The following is a 17,315-nucleotide window of genomic DNA, read 5'->3' as shown; positions in this document are numbered from 1 at the left end:
AAATTGTTCCTTTTTTGGGGTTTACATCATTTGGTAATAAAGCCACTATGAATTCACGAAGAATAGACAAGTAAAGCTGTTCACCAGTGGGTTTAGGAATCAAACCTTCTGCTCAATAGCTGATTTAGAGGAAGTAATGGCAGGAAACAGTATCGGACAACATTTCCGCGTGACCACGTTCGGAGAAAGTCACGGTATCGCACTAGGATGTATCGTAGATGGGTGCCCACCAGGATTAGAAATTACCGAAGCAGACCTTCAAAGAGATTTGGATCGTCGTCGCCCCGGTACTTCTCGCTATACAACGGCTCGCCGTGAAGCGGATGAAGTTAAGATTTTATCAGGTGTATTTGAAGGCCAAACTACGGGTACTTCTATTGGTCTATTGATTGAAAATACAGACCAACGCTCTAAAGACTATTCCGAAATTAAAGACAAGTTCCGCCCAGGCCACGCTGACTATACGTACCATCAAAAGTACGGTGTGCGTGATTACCGAGGTGGTGGTCGTTCTTCAGCTCGTGAAACTGCAATGCGTGTTGCTGCAGGTGCAATTGCGAAGAAATACCTAAAACAAGAATTTGGTGTTGAAATCCAAGCTTACCTTTCTCAAATGGGTGATATTTCAATTGATAAAGTGGATTGGAACGAGATTGAAAACAACGCTTTCTTCTGTCCTGATGCCGACAAAGTACCAGAATTTGATCAACTGATTCGTGACTTGCTAAAAGAAGGCAACTCGATCGGTGCGAAGATTCAAGTGGTTGCGACTAAAGTGCCTGTAGGCCTTGGTGAGCCAATCTTTGATCGTCTAGATGCTGACATCGCGCACGCTCTAATGAGCATTAACGCTGTGAAAGGTGTTGAGATTGGTGATGGCTTCGATGTGGTTAATCAACGCGGTAGTGAACACCGTGATCCATTAACTCCAGAAGGTTTTAGTAGCAACCATGCTGGCGGTATCTTAGGTGGTATCTCTACTGGCCAAGATATTGTGGCAAGCATCGCGCTTAAGCCGACATCAAGCATTACGGTTCCTGGTGACACAATCACGAAAGATGGTGAAGCAACGCAGTTAATCACGAAAGGTCGTCACGACCCATGTGTTGGTATTCGTGCGGTGCCTATTGCAGAAGCAATGCTGGCTATCGTGCTGCTTGACCACTTGCTACGTCATCGCGGTCAGAACTTTGGTGTGACAACTGAAACGCCACAAATCTAATTCTGCTTCTTTTTATTTAGAATAGAATTGAAACTGATTTGATAAAAACAAAAAGGGTTGCTTCGTAATGAAGCAACCCTTTTTCACATTAGTAGGATTGTTCGTCTAGTCAGAGAGCATCAGTATTAACGATCGCTCTCAATACTGACTCTTAATTCATTAATGCACTGAGCTTTCAGGATCAAGCTGAAACGAAGGCAAACGCCATTTGAATCTTACCGCCGCCATGCGCAACAAGTAACCAACTACAAGCGTCACAATGGTCGCTGTTACGTCGTTGATGCCAAGCTCAAGCAAACCTAGGTATAAACCTGAAGCGACAAGAGCGACAGACGCATACAGCTCTTCATGTAACACCAATGGTGTTTGACGACAGATAAGGTCGCGCAGCAAGCCACCAAAGACACCTGTCACTAATGCCGATACCATGCAAATCATCGGGTGCAGACCCATAGTCATCGCTACTTTGGTACCAATGATACTGAATACGATTAGGCCTAAGGCATCCAAGCGAATAAACAAACCTTTTAGCTTGATAACCCATTTAGCCAGTCCGGTTGTAATAACACCTGCTATACAGGTGATGGCCAGATATTGCGGGTTTTCAACCCAACCTAAAGGGTAATGGCCAAGTAAGATATCTCGCACCGTACCGCCGCCAATTGCCGTTGCACTCGCAACCAACATTACACCAAACCAATCCATTTTTTGTTTGCCAGCACTGAGAGCGCCGGTCATGGCTTCTGCCGTGATGCCAATGATATACAAAACACTTAGTAGCATTGCTGTAGCTCTATAATTTAGGTCTATAAATTCGAGTCTTATAGGCCCTAGGGATATAAAAATGAAGCGCGAGTGTAGTAGTAAAAATGCTTGTTGACGAATGAATATTTGTACCGTGAATGGGCGTTTCAGATTAGCTAAACTAATCATTCACCTTAAAGTGGTGTAATCTGGGAATGGCAATCGATTGTCACCGTAAAGTATAATGGCGAACCTGATGTCATTACGCTTGATAGGGCTTTACCGGGCGCTTAAAAAAACGCAAAATGCCCCAGTTCTTTTTACTTAAATTTGATTTTATGACACACCAATACTCAGACATTATCGATATCTTCAATCAGACCTTTTTTGAAAGCTTTAATACCAAACTAGAGCTAGGGGCTGATGAGCCGATCTATTTGCCTGCTGATGACACTATCTCACATCATCGAATCGTGTTCGCACGTGGCTTTTACGCCTCTGCACTCCATGAGATCGCACACTGGTGCGTTGCTGGGCCTGAGCGTCGTTTACTGGAAGATTTTGGCTATTGGTATGAACCTGATGGTCGAACGGAATCGGTTCAAGCTGAGTTTGAAAAAGTAGAAATTCGCCCGCAAGCGTATGAATGGATCATTGCGATGAGCGCAGGCTTTCCTTTTAATGTCAGCTGTGACAATCTACACGGCGATTTTGAGCCAGATCGTTTGGCCTTTATGAATAAAGTACATAGCGAAGTTATGGGTATCTTTGAAGTGGGCTTTCCGCCTCGCGTAAAAATGCTCTCTGAAGCATTACGCAGCTTCTACGATGTAGAACCTTTATGTGCTAGCCAATTTATTGTGAAATAAGAGAATATTATGATTATCGAATTTGAAGAAAAACTACTTGAAGTAATTGATGCGCGCATTGAAAACGCATCAGACGACGAACTGTTTGCTGGTGGTTACTTACGTGGTCATATTTCTCTGTCAGTGGCTTCATGTGAAGAAGAAGGCATTGAAGACGTAGCAGAAGTTAAAGCACGCATCGAAAAGAGCCTAGATGATGCTCGCTCTGAACTAACGCCTGCAGACCGCACTATCGTTAATGACCTATGGGTTGAACTGCAAAACCAAGCTTAATCGCTGGTTATATATCATTATCCGCTCAGTCCCTTCCTTTTCATTTTGCTGAGTCGTGAATAGTTTGAGACTCATTCGAAATTTTTGAATGAGTCCGTTCAATCCTTGTGATGGTTCCATTTTCTGACTACGTTATTCTAATCCCACTTAACGGAATTACAGAAAAGGTCACATCATGAAAGTTATCGCATTTGGCGCAAGCACAAGCTCTACCTCTATCAACAAAACTCTAGCAACTTACGCAGCTAACTTGATTGAAGGTGCAGAAGTTAAAGCTCTAAACATCAACGATTACAACGTTCCTATGTTCAGTGAAGATACTGAAAAAGAGATTGGCCAAGCGGAAGGTGCGCAAGCATTCTTGCGTGATCTAGCCGAAGCGGATGCGTTTGTTATCTCTTTTGCTGAGCACAACGGCCACTACCCAGCCGCGTACAAAAACCTATTTGATTGGGCGACACGCATTGAGCGCTCAGTGTTTGGCGAGAAGCCAGCGGTTTACCTAGCGACTTCACCTGGCCCAGGCGGTGCACAAACGGTACTTGGCGCAGCAACGGGTTCAGCACCATACTTTGGCGGCAACGTAAAAGCGTCAGTTTCAGTACCAAGCTTCTACGACAACTTTGATTTTGAGTCTGGTTCTATCAGCAACGAAGAGATTGCTCAGCAGATCAAAGACGCGGTTGCTAAACTGTAAGTATCGAGCCATTTAAAAAATCGGTTTAGAATAACCCGATCAACAAAAAGCCCGAGAGACATAATGTCGCTCGGGCTTTTTAGTTTTAACTTTCAGGTATTTCCAATATTCAGATGTTTTCGATGTTCAGAATAGTTGAACTAGAGTCTATTGGTTTGTTTTTGAGTGTTTATCTGCAACCCAGCCAGCAGTTAATGCTTTCCCTTTACGTAGTCTGCGCACCCACATTCTGCTTGGGTGAATGGCTTCAAGCACATCAACAGGCAAAGGAAGCGGGTCGCCACAGATTTGTGAGGCTAACACTTCAGCTAACAACGGTGCGGAGCTTAAACCGCGCGAACCTAGCCCGATAAAGCAGTACAGGTTAGGGAAGCTTGAGACTGTTTGAACATCATCAACCGAGTCACGTTGTGGGTTAAAGTTATGCAGATCTTGATACTGCTCTTTGATTGATTCGAAATCCCCCACGTTTCCGACAAAAGGTAAGTGGTCACGGCTTACGCTACGGATACCTTGGCGTGCTAGGTTGCCACTGGTATCGACATCTTTTGTCCACTCTTGGTCTGGCAGTGAGCCGTGTAGGCGTTCGCCATTATGCTGCTGAACTTCAATATCAAACTCTTGGTCGATATTGGTTTTGTCGTAGTTCGCGCCAATACAGTGGTGACCGTTATTTGGGTTTTGTGGTGTTAGGTAACCATCAAAGCACAACACGGTTTTTAACTTGGTTAAGTCTTCCGTGGTCGGAATATGGCTTACTTGGCCTTTAACTGGCGTTAGAGGTACAGGCTGAGTCTGCTCAAATTGGGTGAACTTGTGGCCGTTCGCAACGACCACTTGGTCATGCTTAGTTTGAATCTCACCTTGTGGTGTTTCAAGGGTTAGTTGCCATTGTTGTTCAACTTCGAGCCATTCAAGCTGAGTCACTTGATGTTGATAGTGAGCACTAACTTGGTTGGTCTCTTCTAACTTTCCGATCAAGCCTTGTGTCAGTTGTAGAGGACTTAACCAACCACCCAGTGGGAAGTAAACACTCTCTTTATCAACCGGTAGGCCAATCTTTTCATTCGCTTGTTCTGGCGATAAACGCTGAATCAAATCGGTGTGGAAATTACCTTCCAACATGCGGTTGAGTTTCTTAGTCGAGCCTTCATCCCACATCAAAATGTTCACACCACACCAGTTATGATCGAACTGAATCGATTTTGCAGCTTGATTAATGAACTGGCGAGCAAACAGTAAGCCTGGTCCAAACACACGAGAAACGTTCGAGGTCGCTTCGCTTAACAATGGGTAAATAGCACCTTGATTATTGCCTGAAGCATTGCCCGCTGCTTGTGGGTGCTCGCAATAAAGGGTGATGTTTTTACCGCGGCGGCTTAGCGTTTTAGCGAGTGCAGCACTAGCAACACCACCGCCAATGATCGCGATGTCTTGTGAGTCACTGTGCTCTGATAGGCCATACCAAGGTTTGATGTTGGTGTGAGCATGCTTTTCGCCCAGTCGGCCAGCAATCATTTCGCGTTTAGTGCCAAAGCCTTTAACCTTTTTCATTTCAAAGCCAGCTTCAATCAAACCACGACGAACAAAACCAGCGGCGGTGAAGGTTGCGCAGCTACAATCTTGTTTAGCCAGTTTGGCCATGCCGTTGAATAGGTTTTGATTCCACATCTCTGGGTTTTTGCTCGGTGCAAAGCCATCTAGGAACCAAGCATCTACTAAGCCTTGTTTTGGTGTAGGGACGTTAGGCATACAATCTTTGATATCACCAAACCATAAATCAAGCGTGATAGCGCCATCACCCAGCACAATGCGGTGACATTCCGGCAGTGCGATAGGGTAGTGTTCTTGGAGTTGCGTCGCATACTCGGCTAATTCTGGCCACGATTGGTGCGCTTTGATGAGATCCTCTTTATTTAAAGGATATTTTTCAAAACTGATGAAATGTAACTCTTTGGTAATAGCTTGAGGGTTATCTTTAAGGAAAGTATCGAACCATTGCCAAACAGCAAGAAAGTTAAGACCTGTACCAAAGCCGGTTTCTGCAATGACAAAACGACGTTGTTGATGTTCAACCCAACGCTCTGGAAGGTGGTTTTGCTTTAAAAAGACGTAGCGAGTTTCTTCCAAACCGTTAACATTGGAGAAGTAAACGTCGTCAAATTGGTCTGAAACTGGCGTGCCAGACTCATTCCATTCCAGTTCTGCATTAGTAATTGAAGTCATAAAATCTATCATTTTGTGATTTGAAGCGATATGTTGGTAGGGATTGTACGAATTTCTAGGAAAGCTGACCACTTTTGTTAGGCTTCTTAGTTATCATCTAGCTGAATTTAGAATTATAGGAATGTCACATGAAACGAGTCGTAATCACCGGTATGGGTATTGTTTCAAGTATCGGTAACAACGTCGAAGAAGTTTTAGCATCACTGAAAGAGGGTAAATCTGGTATTACCGCTTCAGAGCAGTTCAAGGAAAATGGCTTGCGCTCTCAAGTTTGGGGTAACCTAAAAATGAACCCAGCTGACCATATTGATCGCAAAAAAATGCGCTTTATGGGTGATGCGGCGGCATTCGCATATCTTTCAATGGAGCAAGCCATTGCTGATTCTGGTTTAACAGAAGATCAAGTATCTAATGACCGCACGGGTATCGTTGCGGGTTCTGGTGGTGCTTCTTCACTTAACCAAGTAAACGCAGTAGACATCATCCGTGAGAAAGGCGTTAAGCGTGTTGGTCCATACATGGTTCCACGTACAATGGCTTCAACGGTTTCTGCTTGTCTAGCAACTCCTTTCAAAATCCGCGGTGTGAACTACTCTATGAGTTCTGCATGTGCGACATCTGCACACTGTATTGGTCACGCAATGGAGCTTATCCAACTTGGTAAGCAAGACGTAGTATTCGCTGGTGGCGGTGAAGAACTGGATTGGTCTCTGACTATGATGTTCGACGCAATGGGCGCACTTTCTACTAAGTACAACGACACTCCTGAGCTGGCTTCTCGTACTTACGATGCAGACCGTGACGGTTTCGTTATCTCTGGTGGCGGCGGCATGCTAGTAATCGAAGAGCTTGAGCACGCAGTTGCTCGTGGCGCGAAGATCTACGGTGAGATCGTAGGTTACGGCGCAACTTCAGATGGCTACGACATGGTTGCTCCTTCAGGTGAAGGCGCGGTTCGTTGTATGAAGATGGCTATGCAAAACGTTGATGGCGTTGACTACGTGAACACTCACGGTACTTCAACTCCAGTTGGTGACGTTAAAGAGCTAGGTGCTATCCAAGAAGTATTTGGTGGCAACAGCCCAGCAATTTCTGCAACGAAAGCGATGACTGGTCACGCTCTAGGTGCTGCTGGCGTACACGAAGCGATTTACTCAACGCTAATGCTAGACAACGGCTTTATCGCTCCAAGCATTAACGTTTCTAACCTAGACGAAGCAGCAGCTGGCCTAGACATCGTAACTGAAGCTCGCGAGCAAGAGCTAACTACAGTTATGTCTAACAGCTTTGGTTTCGGCGGTACAAACGCAACGCTAGTAATCAAAAAGTACCAAGCTTAATTTAGGCTTGAGTCAGATATACAAAGGTTAATTGTTAACGGGTTACGCGAGTGTAGATTCAACACGCACAGGTAACTCATTAATCATGAACCACAGAACAAAGCTTTTTAAACATGGATTTTAAATCTCGGTTTAAAAGTTGAAAGGTTTCCAGAGCTTGATCAGTAGTAACTTAGTTAGTACTGGTTGAACAGACGCAAGACTCTGTCTCCTGGAGAGCGAGATAGGATCCTTTTGTTCTGGATGTTTGCCCGATTGTTTATTCAATCGGGCATTTTTCGTTTTAGCCTTTTGGTTTCTGGGTAAAGACTCTTATCTCTGTTGTTTGTGCAGACTCTGCGATTCAGCCCTTTATTCATAATGTATTCCATTTGCTACTCGACACCGTGTGTGGAATTTTGCACAATCATTTCAATTCACATTTAGGTCGATAGACCCCAACAAAAGTACTCGCCAAATGAAAATCTTAATCGACGAAAATATGCCTTATGCTGAAGCGCTTTTTAGCCAGCTAGGGGAAGTGACAATGAAGTCTGGTCGCACACTTACTGCTGACGACCTAGTTGACGTAGACGCATTAATGATTCGCTCAGTCACCAAGGTGAACGAGTCGCTGATCAGCAAAGCCAATAAACTGAAGTTTGTTGGTACTGCGACGGCTGGTATGGATCACGTCGACCAAGAGTTGATGAAAGAGCGTGGCATTTTCTTTACTGCGGCACCAGGCTGTAACAAGGTAGGTGTGGCTGAGTATGCGTTCAGTTCAATGATGGTGCTTGCGCAGCAACAAGGCTTCTCTGTGTTTGATAAAACGGTCGGTATTATCGGTTGTGGTCAAGTAGGTAGCTACTTAGCGAAATGCCTAGAAGGTATTGGTATTAAAGTTCTGCTTAACGATCCTCTAAAACAGCGAGAGGGTGACACTCGTGAGTTTACTGAACTAGATACACTGCTTGAGCAATCAGACGTTATCACGCTACATACGCCAATTACTAAAACCGGTGAGTTCCCAACTCATCACTTGATTAATGAGCAGGTGCTGAACAACTTCCGCGCTGATCAAATCCTGATTAATGCCGCTCGTGGCCCTGTCGTGGATAACCAAGCGCTAAAAGCTCGTTTACAAAAAGCAGATGGTTTTACTGCGGTTCTGGATGTGTTTGAGTTTGAACCTGAAGTCGACATGGAATTACTTCCGTTGCTTGCTTTCGCAACACCTCACGTAGCGGGCTACGGCTTAGAGGGCAAAGCGCGCGGTACGACGATGATCTTCAACAGCTATTGTGAGTTTTTAGGTACGGAACAACGTGCTTATGCAAGCGATCTTCTGCCGACGGCACCTGTGCCTCAAATGAAATTAGATAGAGCTTGGGACGAAGCAACACTGCACAATTTGACTCAGTTGATCTATGATGTGCGCAAAGACGACGCCTTATTCCGTCGCAATATCTCTACGCCGGGTTCTTTTGACAAGATGCGTAAAGAATATTGGGACCGCAGAGAGTACAGTGCTGTCGAGTTAACGGGCGACGAATCTTGTAATTTAACGCCGTTATCTAAACTCGGTTTTATGGTAAAGCCAACTTTATAAAAGAGAGAAACAATGAGCCAAGAATTTAATATTGCTATTTTAGGTGCGACTGGTGCGGTTGGTGAAACCATTCTTGAAGTACTTAAAGAGCGTAAATTCCCTGTCGGTGAACTGCACTTACTAGCAAGTGAACGTAGTGAAGGCAAAACTTCCCGTTTTAACGGCAAAACAATACAAGTACAAAACGTAGAAGACTTCGATTGGTCTCAAGTACATATTGCGTTTTTCTCTGCAGGTAGCGAACTTTCAGAGCGTTGGGCTCCAATCGCTGCGGATGAAGGTGTGGTTGTTATCGATAACACATCACGCTTCCGCTACGAATACGATGTTCCTCTGGTTGTGCCAGAAGTGAACCCTGAAGCGATTGCTGAGTTCCGTAACCGCAACATCATTGCGAACCCTAACTGTTCTACTATCCAAATGGTTGTAGCACTAAAACCAATTCACGATGAAGTGGGTCTTGAGCGTATTAACGTTTCAACTTACCAATCTGTGTCTGGTGCAGGTAAGCCGGGTATCGATGAATTAGCAGGTCAAACGGCTAAGCTTCTTAACGGCATGCCAGCTGAAAATTCAGCGTTCTCTCAGCAGATCGCGTTCAACTGTATTCCTCAAATCGATGAGTTTACTGAGAACGGATACACGCGTGAAGAGATGAAGATGGTTTGGGAAACTCAAAAAATCTTTGCTGACTCTTCAATCACAGTGAACCCAACGTGTGTTCGCGTACCTGTATTCTACGGTCACGCTGAATCTCTACACATTGAAACTCGCGCTCCAATCGGTGCAGAGCAAGTGGTTCAGCTTCTTGAGAACACAGAAGGCGTTGAAGTTTTCCAAGCGTTAGACTTCCCAACTCAGGTTCGCGATGCTGGTGGTAAAGACCACGTTATGGTTGGTCGTATTCGTAACGACATCAGCCATCACAGCGGTGTGAACATGTGGGTGGTTGCTGATAACGTTCGTAAAGGCGCAGCGACAAACGCAGTGCAAATCGCTGAAGTTCTGATTCGCGATTACTTCTAAGCTTTACTGCTTTGATAAACAAGCCTCACTCTTTAGTGGGGCTTTTTTAATCGATTGAAAATATTGTTAGTCAAATTGTGTGAAATTGCTGCGAATATTGTCGCTGCAACACATTTTTTGTTTTCATCTCTATAGTTTTACGTCATTTATCCGATATATTTAATAGATCATCACTTTATCCGAATTTAAGCACCTAGCTGAGCCTTTTATGTTTCAAATTTTCAAGCAGTGGTTAATGCCTTTTGCCGTTATCATTGCGACTCAGATTTCCGTTGTTCGTGCAGATTCCATTCGAGTTGTAGGGCCTGATGGCCAGATACAATCAGCGCCTACGTTTTCAGAACCTCTCTCAAGAGCGCAGTCAAATAGCGCTGAGCCTTCTCGTTTCTATGGTCCAACTCGTGGTTCAGAGACGCTGTGGTCTATCGCCTCAAGATTACGTCCGGATAACTCCGTTTCAGTCCAACAAACCTTGTTGGCAATTTATCGCTTAAATCCTCAAGCGTTTGAAAACCAGAATATCCATAGCCTGTTGCCTGCTAGCAATCTACGCGTGCCTTCTTTAGAGCAAGCGCGTGCAAGCTCGACGCAGCAAGCCATCAATATCATGAATTCGCACCTAGCGAAGCTTGATGATCCGGCGACGAAACCGGCAGCTTCGAAGCCAAAAGCAGCACAAGCCTCAAATCAATCGGATACTGGTTCTAAAAATACCACGCCTGCAAAACAAGCCAACTCAGCTGAAGTCGCTAATAAACCAGCCTCTCTTGTTCCATCATCTCCAGCGAAAGAGGTGAATAAGCTTGAGAAACAGCTAGAGCTTTCAGAAACAGAACTGCTTTCACTTGAAGAGAAAAACCATCAACTCCGCTTAATGCTGTCGAATGTACAGTCAGAAGTGGATGTGCTGAAAACAGAACTCAGCGATGAAGACCGTATCCGCAGTGAAGTTGAAAAGTTACTGGCGGAAGAGCGTAGAAAGAACGCTGAAATTGAAAAAATGGCACCAAGTACGATGGATCAACTGTTGTCTAACGGTTGGTTAGTGGCTGCACTGGCGATTATTCCTGGCCTTCTGCTTGGCTTAATCATTGTTGTGCTATTGGGTCGCCGCTCTAAAAACGATGACCAACAACAAGCAACGCAAGATCAACCGATTCAACCAGAAGCAAGCAGCGTTGCGCCTATCACTCTAGGCGACGAGATAGACGACCTTGATAACGAGCTGTCTCTCGATGATGAATTGTTCGGTACGGAAGATGACGCCAATAAGCTGTTTGATGATCAAGCTCTGGCTGAAGAAGACGATGTATTTGCAGGTTTAGACGAATCGGATCTCGATTTTAATCTCGACGGTGAAGATGATGACCCGTTTGCCAGCATTGGCGAAAACGGTGACTTAGACACTAACTTCGATGATCTGGACTTAGACAGCAGCAACGGCATCAGTGTCAACGGTGAAGAAAAGGCGCTTGGTCTTGAAGAGATGGAGCGCGCGCTCGATAAAACGGCAGAAAGCGCTTTAGATTCTGACGATGTCGATTTTGATCTTTCTGATGATAACTCAATGTCTGCTGACGACATTGAAGCGCTGCTATCTCAAGAAGCTGAGACGGAAGATTTAGGTTCGAATGAGCTAGACCAATCCCTGCTAGACGATCTGTTCGCCCTTGATGACGAAGACGATGATAGCTTTGATATCGATGCTTTGATTTCGGAAGAACAAAGTGACTCAACTTCGACGAGCACCAATTCAGCTTCCGATGATTTCGACATTGATGCGCTTATCTCAGAGCAACAGAGTGATGCTAAGCCAACGGATTTGGACAATGACGAATTCGATATCGATGCTCTAATCTCTGAACAGCAGGCTCCACAGCCAGTAGCACAACCGGCAGCGCCAAGTGTAGAGGATGATATTGATGACATCTTTGCTCAGGTTGCCGCTCAAAATGATCAAAACGACCCTTTCAATCTTGATGGCGACGACGATGTTACCAAAGACTTGAACAGCGGTTTGGCATCTGATGATGATATCGAAAATATCCTGTCTCAGTTTGATAAGCCAATTGTAGACGAAGAAACTCAAGACAGCGTTGATCTGCTTGATGAGCAACTGGCAGGCGATGACGTAGACCTAAGTAACTCAACAGACCTTCTTGATGAGATGCTAGGGGACGATTCGGATGATGACTCTGAAAGTGAACCTCTTGGCTTTGATTCTTTGTCTGAGCTTGAAGAGCTTTCTGGCCTATCGACGGACGATGAGCTAAATATTGCGGAAGATAGCACGGAAACTTTAGATGAGCTGATCGGTGATTCTGACGATGATGACTTTGAACTCGATGAAGATAGCACTGATCTGCTTGATGACTTCCTTGATAGCGAATTGTTAGCTGATGATGCATCAACCGATGAAGCGAGCGAGAAGGATACGGAATCTTTAGACCCGTTTGATGATCTACTAACAAGCGGCATTGAAGACGAGCTTGAATCAGAAGAGCAGACGTTTGATAAAGAGTTAGACGCGGCCTTTGATTTTGACAAAGTCAGCGATGAGACTATTGAAAACTCAGACGTTGAGACTACGCCATTACCGTTAGAGCCTTCTGAAGCCGAACCAGAGCAAGCTGAGGACGTTAGTGAAACATCACAACCTGAGCAAATTAACGATGAGTCATTAGATTCAGAATTGGCGCAAGACAGCTCAGAGCCAGAAAGCGATGATGTTAAGCCACAAAACGATGAAGCCTTTAATCGTGATGACTTTATCGATGATCTATTTGGTGTAGCTCCAGCAACAGATGCTCTGCTTGATGATTCATTAGAAACCACAGACGAAGCGTTGATTGATGAATTGATGACGTCTGATGATAGTGATGTATTGGAAGCGATTGAAGAGCCACTTGAAGCTCCAAGCGAAAAGGCTGCGGAATCAGAACAAACATCAAGTTCGGATGTTTTAGATTCATTACCGGAAGAAACAGAACCGTCTGTTGAAGATAACGAACTGGATATTGATTCGTTGTTATCTGAACATTCTGATGTTGAAGAATCCGCTTTCGCTGAGTTAGAACAAGAAACGCTTGAGCCGAAAACAACAGATACACAAGAGAGTCACGAAGAAATCGCGCCTAGCTTTGAAAACCAAACTTCACCAACGTCACTGAGTGATATCTCGGAAGATGAAGAAGAGACGGTTGAAGATTGGTTAGCAGAAGCGATCGACGATGTTGAGTCTCCAGCGAACATCGACTCTGATTTCGACTTTGAGCCGAAAATTCAAGGTAGCGATGAATTTGAAGATGTCGTTGAATCCTTGCCAGAGCCAGAGCCAGAGCCAGAGCCAGAGCCAGAGCCAGAGCCAGAGCCAGTTCGAGCTGCAAATATGCCGGAAATCATTCCAAATGAATTCGGCGTACCAGAAGACGACGATTGGCTGATTGAAGATGAGACGTCTGCACCAGGAGCATCAACAGAAAATGACGTAACACCAGAGCCAGTAGCACCTGTTGTTGAACCTAAATTAGACGCTGAACCGCAAGTTGAAGCGACACCACAAGCGGAAGTAGCAGAACAAGAAAGCGAAGATGAATTCTCGTTTGACGACTTCGAATTGCCAGAGTTTGGTGAAGAAGATGCGCTGGCAGAAGCTGATGCCGAATCAACATCAGAATCAGTAGTACCTGCTGTTGAGTCTCAAGCTGAAGCTAAGGTTCAAGATGACGAAGAATTCTCGTTTGATGACTTTGAGCTGCCAGAGTTTGGTGAAGAAGACGCACTGGCAGAAGCTGATACTGAAGTAACACCAGAACCAGTAATGCCTGCTGTTGAGCCTCAAGCTGAAGCAAAGGTTCAAGACGACGAAGAGTTCTCGTTTGATGACTTTGAGCTACCAGAGTTCGGTGAAGAAGACGCACTAGCAGAAGCAGATACTGAAGTAACACCAGAACCAGTAACGCCAGCTATTGATTCTCAACCAAGTGTTGAATCACAACCAACCGCTGAGCCTCAGCTAGATGCTGCACCACAGGCTGAAATTGCGAAACCAGAAAGCGAAGAAGAGTTCTCGTTTGATGATTTTGAGCTGCCTGAGTTCGGTGAAGAAGATGCACTAGCTGAAGTGGTGAGTGAACCGGATGAAGCACAGTTAGAGCAAGACTTATCTGATGGCACTGAGAAGTTCGAATTCGATGACCTTGATCTGCCAGAATATGATGAAGAGAGCGCTAAAGCCGATTCTGTCTTGGATGATATTGAGCAAAGCAGTGCTGAGCCAGTAGCAGAAGATGAAGGTGTAGAGTTCGATGAGCTTGATTTACCAGAGTACGGTGAAGATGAAGCCATCTCTGATGCGTTTGCTGAGAAACCAACACCGCTAACCTCTTTCAGTCCACAAGGCGAAGAGCAAGATGCGCTGCATGATTTGTTCTCAAACCCACAAAGCTTTAGTCATGCTGATGATTTGTCTGATGCGGAAGAGTCTGAACTGGCTGGCTTTACACAGCCAGAGCTATCATCGAATGCTCTTTCAGAATCAGACCTAGCGCCAGCAGAGTCAAACCTAGCGTCAACGGCGGTTCAAGATGAACCACTAGAAGGCTTTGATGATTTTGATGAGACTGCACTGGCTGAGTTGCTGTCGGAAGACGTTCAGGACTCTGTCGATAACATGTTCGACAAACCTCTTGATGCAACATCGATTGATAGCGCAGGGCTAGATATTGATGCAATGCTTGAAGTGGGCGGCGAAGATTGGAAGGGCTTTAATTTAGCGCCAGAGCAGCAATCGAGCATGCACAATGATGTGCCTGATGATCAACAAGAGATTTGGGCATCGGCAGAGCAACAAGCTGAACCTAAAATCAAAGAAGAGAATTGGGGACAGCAGGACAACTTAACCGAATCAGGCAATGGTCGTGATAAGCAATACATGACGATTGATGAACTGATGGCACAAGTCGAGCAAGAAGGCGAAGAGGTCATTAATCCAGATGACGAAGAATTGAAGCTGGATGTTGGCCTAAATGAATTCCCAGACGTTATCGGCGACATTGGCAACTATGATGTTGATAGCAATGCAGAGGCTGCAGGTAAGCTTGATTTGGCTAAAATCTACATCGAGATGAGTGATCCTCAAGGAGCGATTAAGCTCCTAGAAGAGGCGATTGTTGACGGAAGCGATGACATTCGCCGCGAGGCCAAGAATCTCATCGACACGTTAAACGGTCGATAAGCTCAGCGAAACGAAAAGGGTAGCATTGGCTACCCTTTGTTTTAGGTGAGGTTAAGAGCCGTCGTTTTATTTGGCTTCTCAAAGCTAGCCTAGGGCGATGGTGAGTGTTTATTGAAGTTTTAGCCCCATCCTATTTGGGCTAGCACTCATTTCCGTATATACTTCTCGCCCATTTTCAAAGAGAACAAGAACATGAAAATTGCTTTAGGTATTGAATATAACGGTACCCACTACTTTGGTTGGCAGCGCCAACGAGACGTGAAAAGTGTCCAAGAAGAATTGGAAAAGGCTCTTTCAGTTGTCGCGAATCACCCTGTAGAAGTTATGTGCGCAGGTCGTACAGATGCCGGTGTTCACGGTACGGGACAAGTCGTTCACTTTGAAACTAATGTCGATCGTAAAATGGTGGCATGGACAATGGGCGCGAATGCCAACATGCCAAAAGATATTGCGGTTCGTTGGGCGACAGAAGTGAATGAGGATTTCCATGCTCGTTTTTCAGCGACTGCACGCCGTTACCGCTACATCATCTTTAACCATGCACTACGCCCAGGCATTCTGAATTCAGGCGTGAGCCATTATCATGGTCATCTGGATGAGAAAAAAATGCATGAAGCGGGTCAGTACTTGTTAGGCGAGAACGACTTCACTTCATTCAGAGCGACACACTGTCAATCTCGTAGCCCATGGAGAAACATGATTCACTTGAATGTGACTCGTCATGGACACTACATAGTGATCGACATTAAAGCGAATGCGTTTGTTCACCATATGGTGAGGAATATTACTGGTAGCCTTATTGCGGTAGGCAAAGGTGAGCAGAAACCAGAGTGGATCCAGTGGCTTTTAGAGGCCAAAGACCGAAAAGTGGCAGGTGCGACTGCAAAAGCGGAAGGCTTGTATCTGGTGGACGTTGATTATCCTGAACATTTTGAACTACCACGAGAGCCAATTGGCCCTCTATTTTTACCGGATAATTTGAACTAAATGTGAGACTTAGGTTCAAAAATTATTACGGTTTAGTGCGTAAGATAGTCCCAGAAAATAGGTACAACCAGTTTTTTATCTACAGTCGCTGTTTTATGTGCTTTAATTCCCACGCATAATTCCCAAATTTATTTCTTTCGCAATCAAGCGGAAGAATCGAAACAAAAAGGTCTTCCATGAGTTGGCTTGAAAAGATTCTAGAAAAAAGCAACATCGTAACATCTCGTAAAGCGTCTATCCCTGAGGGTGTTTGGACTAAATGTACTTCTTGTGAGCAGGTTCTTTACCATGCTGAGCTAGAGCGTAACCTAGAAGTATGTCCAAAATGTGATCATCACATGCGCATGAAAGCACGTCGTCGTCTGGATACATTCCTAGACAAAGGTGAACGTGTTGAACTAGGTACTGATCTTGAGCCACAAGATAAGCTGAAATTTAAAGATTCTAAGCGTTACAAAGAACGTATCTCTGCTGCACAGAAAAACAGTGGTGAGACAGACGCACTAGTAGCAATGAAAGGCGAACTGCTTGGTTTACCTATCGTAGCGTGTGCTTTTGAATTCTCATTCATGGGCGGCTCGATGGGTTCTGTTGTAGGTGCTCGTTTTGTGAAAGCGGTTGATGCTGCAATTGAAAACAACTGTGGTTTAGTTTGCTTCTCTGCAAGTGGTGGTGCGCGTATGCAAGAGGCGCTTATGTCTCTAATGCAAATGGCGAAAACCAGTGCTGCTCTAGAGCGTTTATCTGCGAAAGGTCTACCGTTTGTATCAGTAATGACTGATCCAACAATGGGTGGTGTTTCTGCAAGTTTAGCAATGCTTGGTGATATCAACATTGGTGAGCCAAAAGCACTGATCGGTTTCGCTGGACGTCGTGTAATCGAGCAAACTGTACGTGAAGACCTTCCTGAAGGTTTCCAACGCAGTGAGTTCCTATTAGAGCACGGTGCTATCGACATGATCGTTGACCGTCGTGAGATGCGTCAACGTGTTGCAAGCCTTGTTGCTAAAATGACCAACCAGCCTTCACCATTAGTAGTTTCTGTGAACGATTCACCGAATGAAGCTACTTATGAAGTACCAGAAGCGCCAGAAAAAGGGTAAA

Annotated in this window: 12 protein-coding genes and 1 pseudogene; 10 read left to right on the top strand and 3 right to left on the bottom strand. The window is 44.9% G+C overall.

Annotation, left to right across the window (positions count from 1 at the left end; genetic code table 11):
• Positions 1-136 precede the first annotated feature (136 nt).
• Positions 137-1,222 carry a chorismate synthase gene (aroC, locus tag FLM53_RS03410; protein WP_017062360.1) on the top strand — a complete coding sequence of 362 codons (1,086 nt, stop codon included), beginning with the start codon at positions 137-139 and terminating at the stop codon, positions 1,220-1,222.
• A gap of 159 nt (positions 1,223-1,381) precedes the next feature.
• Here aroC and FLM53_RS03405 read toward each other — a convergent pair whose 3' ends face one another.
• Positions 1,382-2,005, bottom strand: coding sequence for a trimeric intracellular cation channel family protein (locus FLM53_RS03405; RefSeq protein WP_004734183.1), 624 nt, complete (start codon positions 2,003-2,005; stop codon positions 1,382-1,384).
• 299 nt (positions 2,006-2,304) lie between these two features.
• On the opposite strand from FLM53_RS03405, the gene FLM53_RS03400 reads away from it, so the two are divergent.
• The 3 genes from FLM53_RS03400 (at position 2,305) to FLM53_RS03390 (ending at position 3,805) form a co-directional block, all read left to right on the top strand.
• Complete coding sequence (locus FLM53_RS03400; RefSeq protein WP_176680232.1) at positions 2,305-2,835, top strand: elongation factor P hydroxylase; 531 nt, start codon at positions 2,305-2,307, stop codon at positions 2,833-2,835.
• Between the two features lie 9 nt (positions 2,836-2,844).
• Positions 2,845-3,108, top strand: coding sequence for a YfcL family protein (locus FLM53_RS03395; RefSeq protein ID WP_017632537.1), 264 nt, complete (start codon positions 2,845-2,847; stop codon positions 3,106-3,108).
• Between the two features lie 175 nt (positions 3,109-3,283).
• A complete protein-coding gene (locus FLM53_RS03390) occupies positions 3,284-3,805 on the top strand; it encodes an NADPH-dependent FMN reductase (protein ID WP_176680231.1) in 522 nt (173 codons plus the stop codon).
• Between the two features lie 147 nt (positions 3,806-3,952).
• Here FLM53_RS03390 and mnmC read toward each other — a convergent pair whose 3' ends face one another.
• The gene (gene mnmC / locus FLM53_RS03385) at positions 3,953-6,103 is read right to left on the bottom strand and encodes a bifunctional tRNA (5-methylaminomethyl-2-thiouridine)(34)-methyltransferase MnmD/FAD-dependent 5-carboxymethylaminomethyl-2-thiouridine(34) oxidoreductase MnmC (protein WP_176680230.1); all 2,151 of its coding nucleotides are present in this window, start codon (positions 6,101-6,103) and stop codon (positions 3,953-3,955) included.
• 56 nt (positions 6,104-6,159) lie between these two features.
• Between mnmC and fabB the strand changes: the two genes are divergently transcribed.
• A complete protein-coding gene (gene fabB, locus FLM53_RS03380) occupies positions 6,160-7,371 on the top strand; it encodes a beta-ketoacyl-ACP synthase I (protein ID WP_048660829.1) in 1,212 nt (403 codons plus the stop codon).
• Between the two features lie 79 nt (positions 7,372-7,450).
• Here the strand turns inward: fabB and FLM53_RS24125 are convergent.
• Positions 7,451-7,742: pseudogene (locus FLM53_RS24125) on the bottom strand (hypothetical protein).
• Between the two features lie 86 nt (positions 7,743-7,828).
• Between FLM53_RS24125 and FLM53_RS03375 the strand changes: the two are divergent.
• The 5 genes from FLM53_RS03375 (at position 7,829) to accD (ending at position 17,314) form a co-directional block, all read left to right on the top strand.
• Positions 7,829-8,962, top strand: coding sequence for a 4-phosphoerythronate dehydrogenase (locus FLM53_RS03375; protein ID WP_176680229.1), 1,134 nt, complete (start codon positions 7,829-7,831; stop codon positions 8,960-8,962).
• Between the two features lie 12 nt (positions 8,963-8,974).
• Entirely contained in the window at positions 8,975-9,988 is a 1,014-nt protein-coding gene (locus tag FLM53_RS03370; protein ID WP_010436890.1) for an aspartate-semialdehyde dehydrogenase, read from the top strand.
• Positions 9,989-10,196: 208 nt separating this feature from the next.
• Positions 10,197-15,224 carry a FimV/HubP family polar landmark protein gene (locus tag FLM53_RS03365; RefSeq protein ID WP_176680228.1) on the top strand — a complete coding sequence of 1,676 codons (5,028 nt, stop codon included), beginning with the start codon at positions 10,197-10,199 and terminating at the stop codon, positions 15,222-15,224.
• 192 nt (positions 15,225-15,416) lie between these two features.
• Positions 15,417-16,211 carry a tRNA pseudouridine(38-40) synthase TruA gene (gene truA, locus FLM53_RS03360; RefSeq protein WP_004734161.1) on the top strand — a complete coding sequence of 265 codons (795 nt, stop codon included), beginning with the start codon at positions 15,417-15,419 and terminating at the stop codon, positions 16,209-16,211.
• 176 nt (positions 16,212-16,387) lie between these two features.
• The gene (gene accD / locus FLM53_RS03355) at positions 16,388-17,314 is read left to right on the top strand and encodes an acetyl-CoA carboxylase, carboxyltransferase subunit beta (protein WP_176680227.1); all 927 of its coding nucleotides are present in this window, start codon (positions 16,388-16,390) and stop codon (positions 17,312-17,314) included.
• Position 17,315: the final 1 nt, after the last annotated feature.

Source organism: Vibrio sp. Scap24 (assembly GCF_013394185.1).
Taxonomy (GTDB): Bacteria; Pseudomonadota; Gammaproteobacteria; order Enterobacterales; family Vibrionaceae; genus Vibrio; species Vibrio pomeroyi.
The sequence above is the reverse complement of the archived record's forward strand: the minus strand, read 5'-3'. Positions and strand labels throughout refer to the sequence as shown.

Bases quoted from the DNA above. Each gene is read 5' to 3' on its own strand.
- aroC (WP_017062360.1), top strand. From the start codon at position 137: ATGGCAGGAAACAGTATCGGACAACATTTCCGCGTGACCACGTTCGGA.
- FLM53_RS03405 (WP_004734183.1), bottom strand. From the start codon at position 2,005: ATGCTACTAAGTGTTTTGTATATCATTGGCATCACGGCAGAAGCCATG.
- FLM53_RS03400 (WP_176680232.1), top strand. From the start codon at position 2,305: ATGACACACCAATACTCAGACATTATCGATATCTTCAATCAGACCTTT.
- FLM53_RS03395 (WP_017632537.1), top strand. From the start codon at position 2,845: ATGATTATCGAATTTGAAGAAAAACTACTTGAAGTAATTGATGCGCGC.
- FLM53_RS03390 (WP_176680231.1), top strand. From the start codon at position 3,284: ATGAAAGTTATCGCATTTGGCGCAAGCACAAGCTCTACCTCTATCAAC.
- fabB (WP_048660829.1), top strand. From the start codon at position 6,160: ATGAAACGAGTCGTAATCACCGGTATGGGTATTGTTTCAAGTATCGGT.
- FLM53_RS03375 (WP_176680229.1), top strand. From the start codon at position 7,829: ATGAAAATCTTAATCGACGAAAATATGCCTTATGCTGAAGCGCTTTTT.
- FLM53_RS03370 (WP_010436890.1), top strand. From the start codon at position 8,975: ATGAGCCAAGAATTTAATATTGCTATTTTAGGTGCGACTGGTGCGGTT.
- FLM53_RS03365 (WP_176680228.1), top strand. From the start codon at position 10,197: ATGTTTCAAATTTTCAAGCAGTGGTTAATGCCTTTTGCCGTTATCATT.
- truA (WP_004734161.1), top strand. From the start codon at position 15,417: ATGAAAATTGCTTTAGGTATTGAATATAACGGTACCCACTACTTTGGT.
- accD (WP_176680227.1), top strand. From the start codon at position 16,388: ATGAGTTGGCTTGAAAAGATTCTAGAAAAAAGCAACATCGTAACATCT.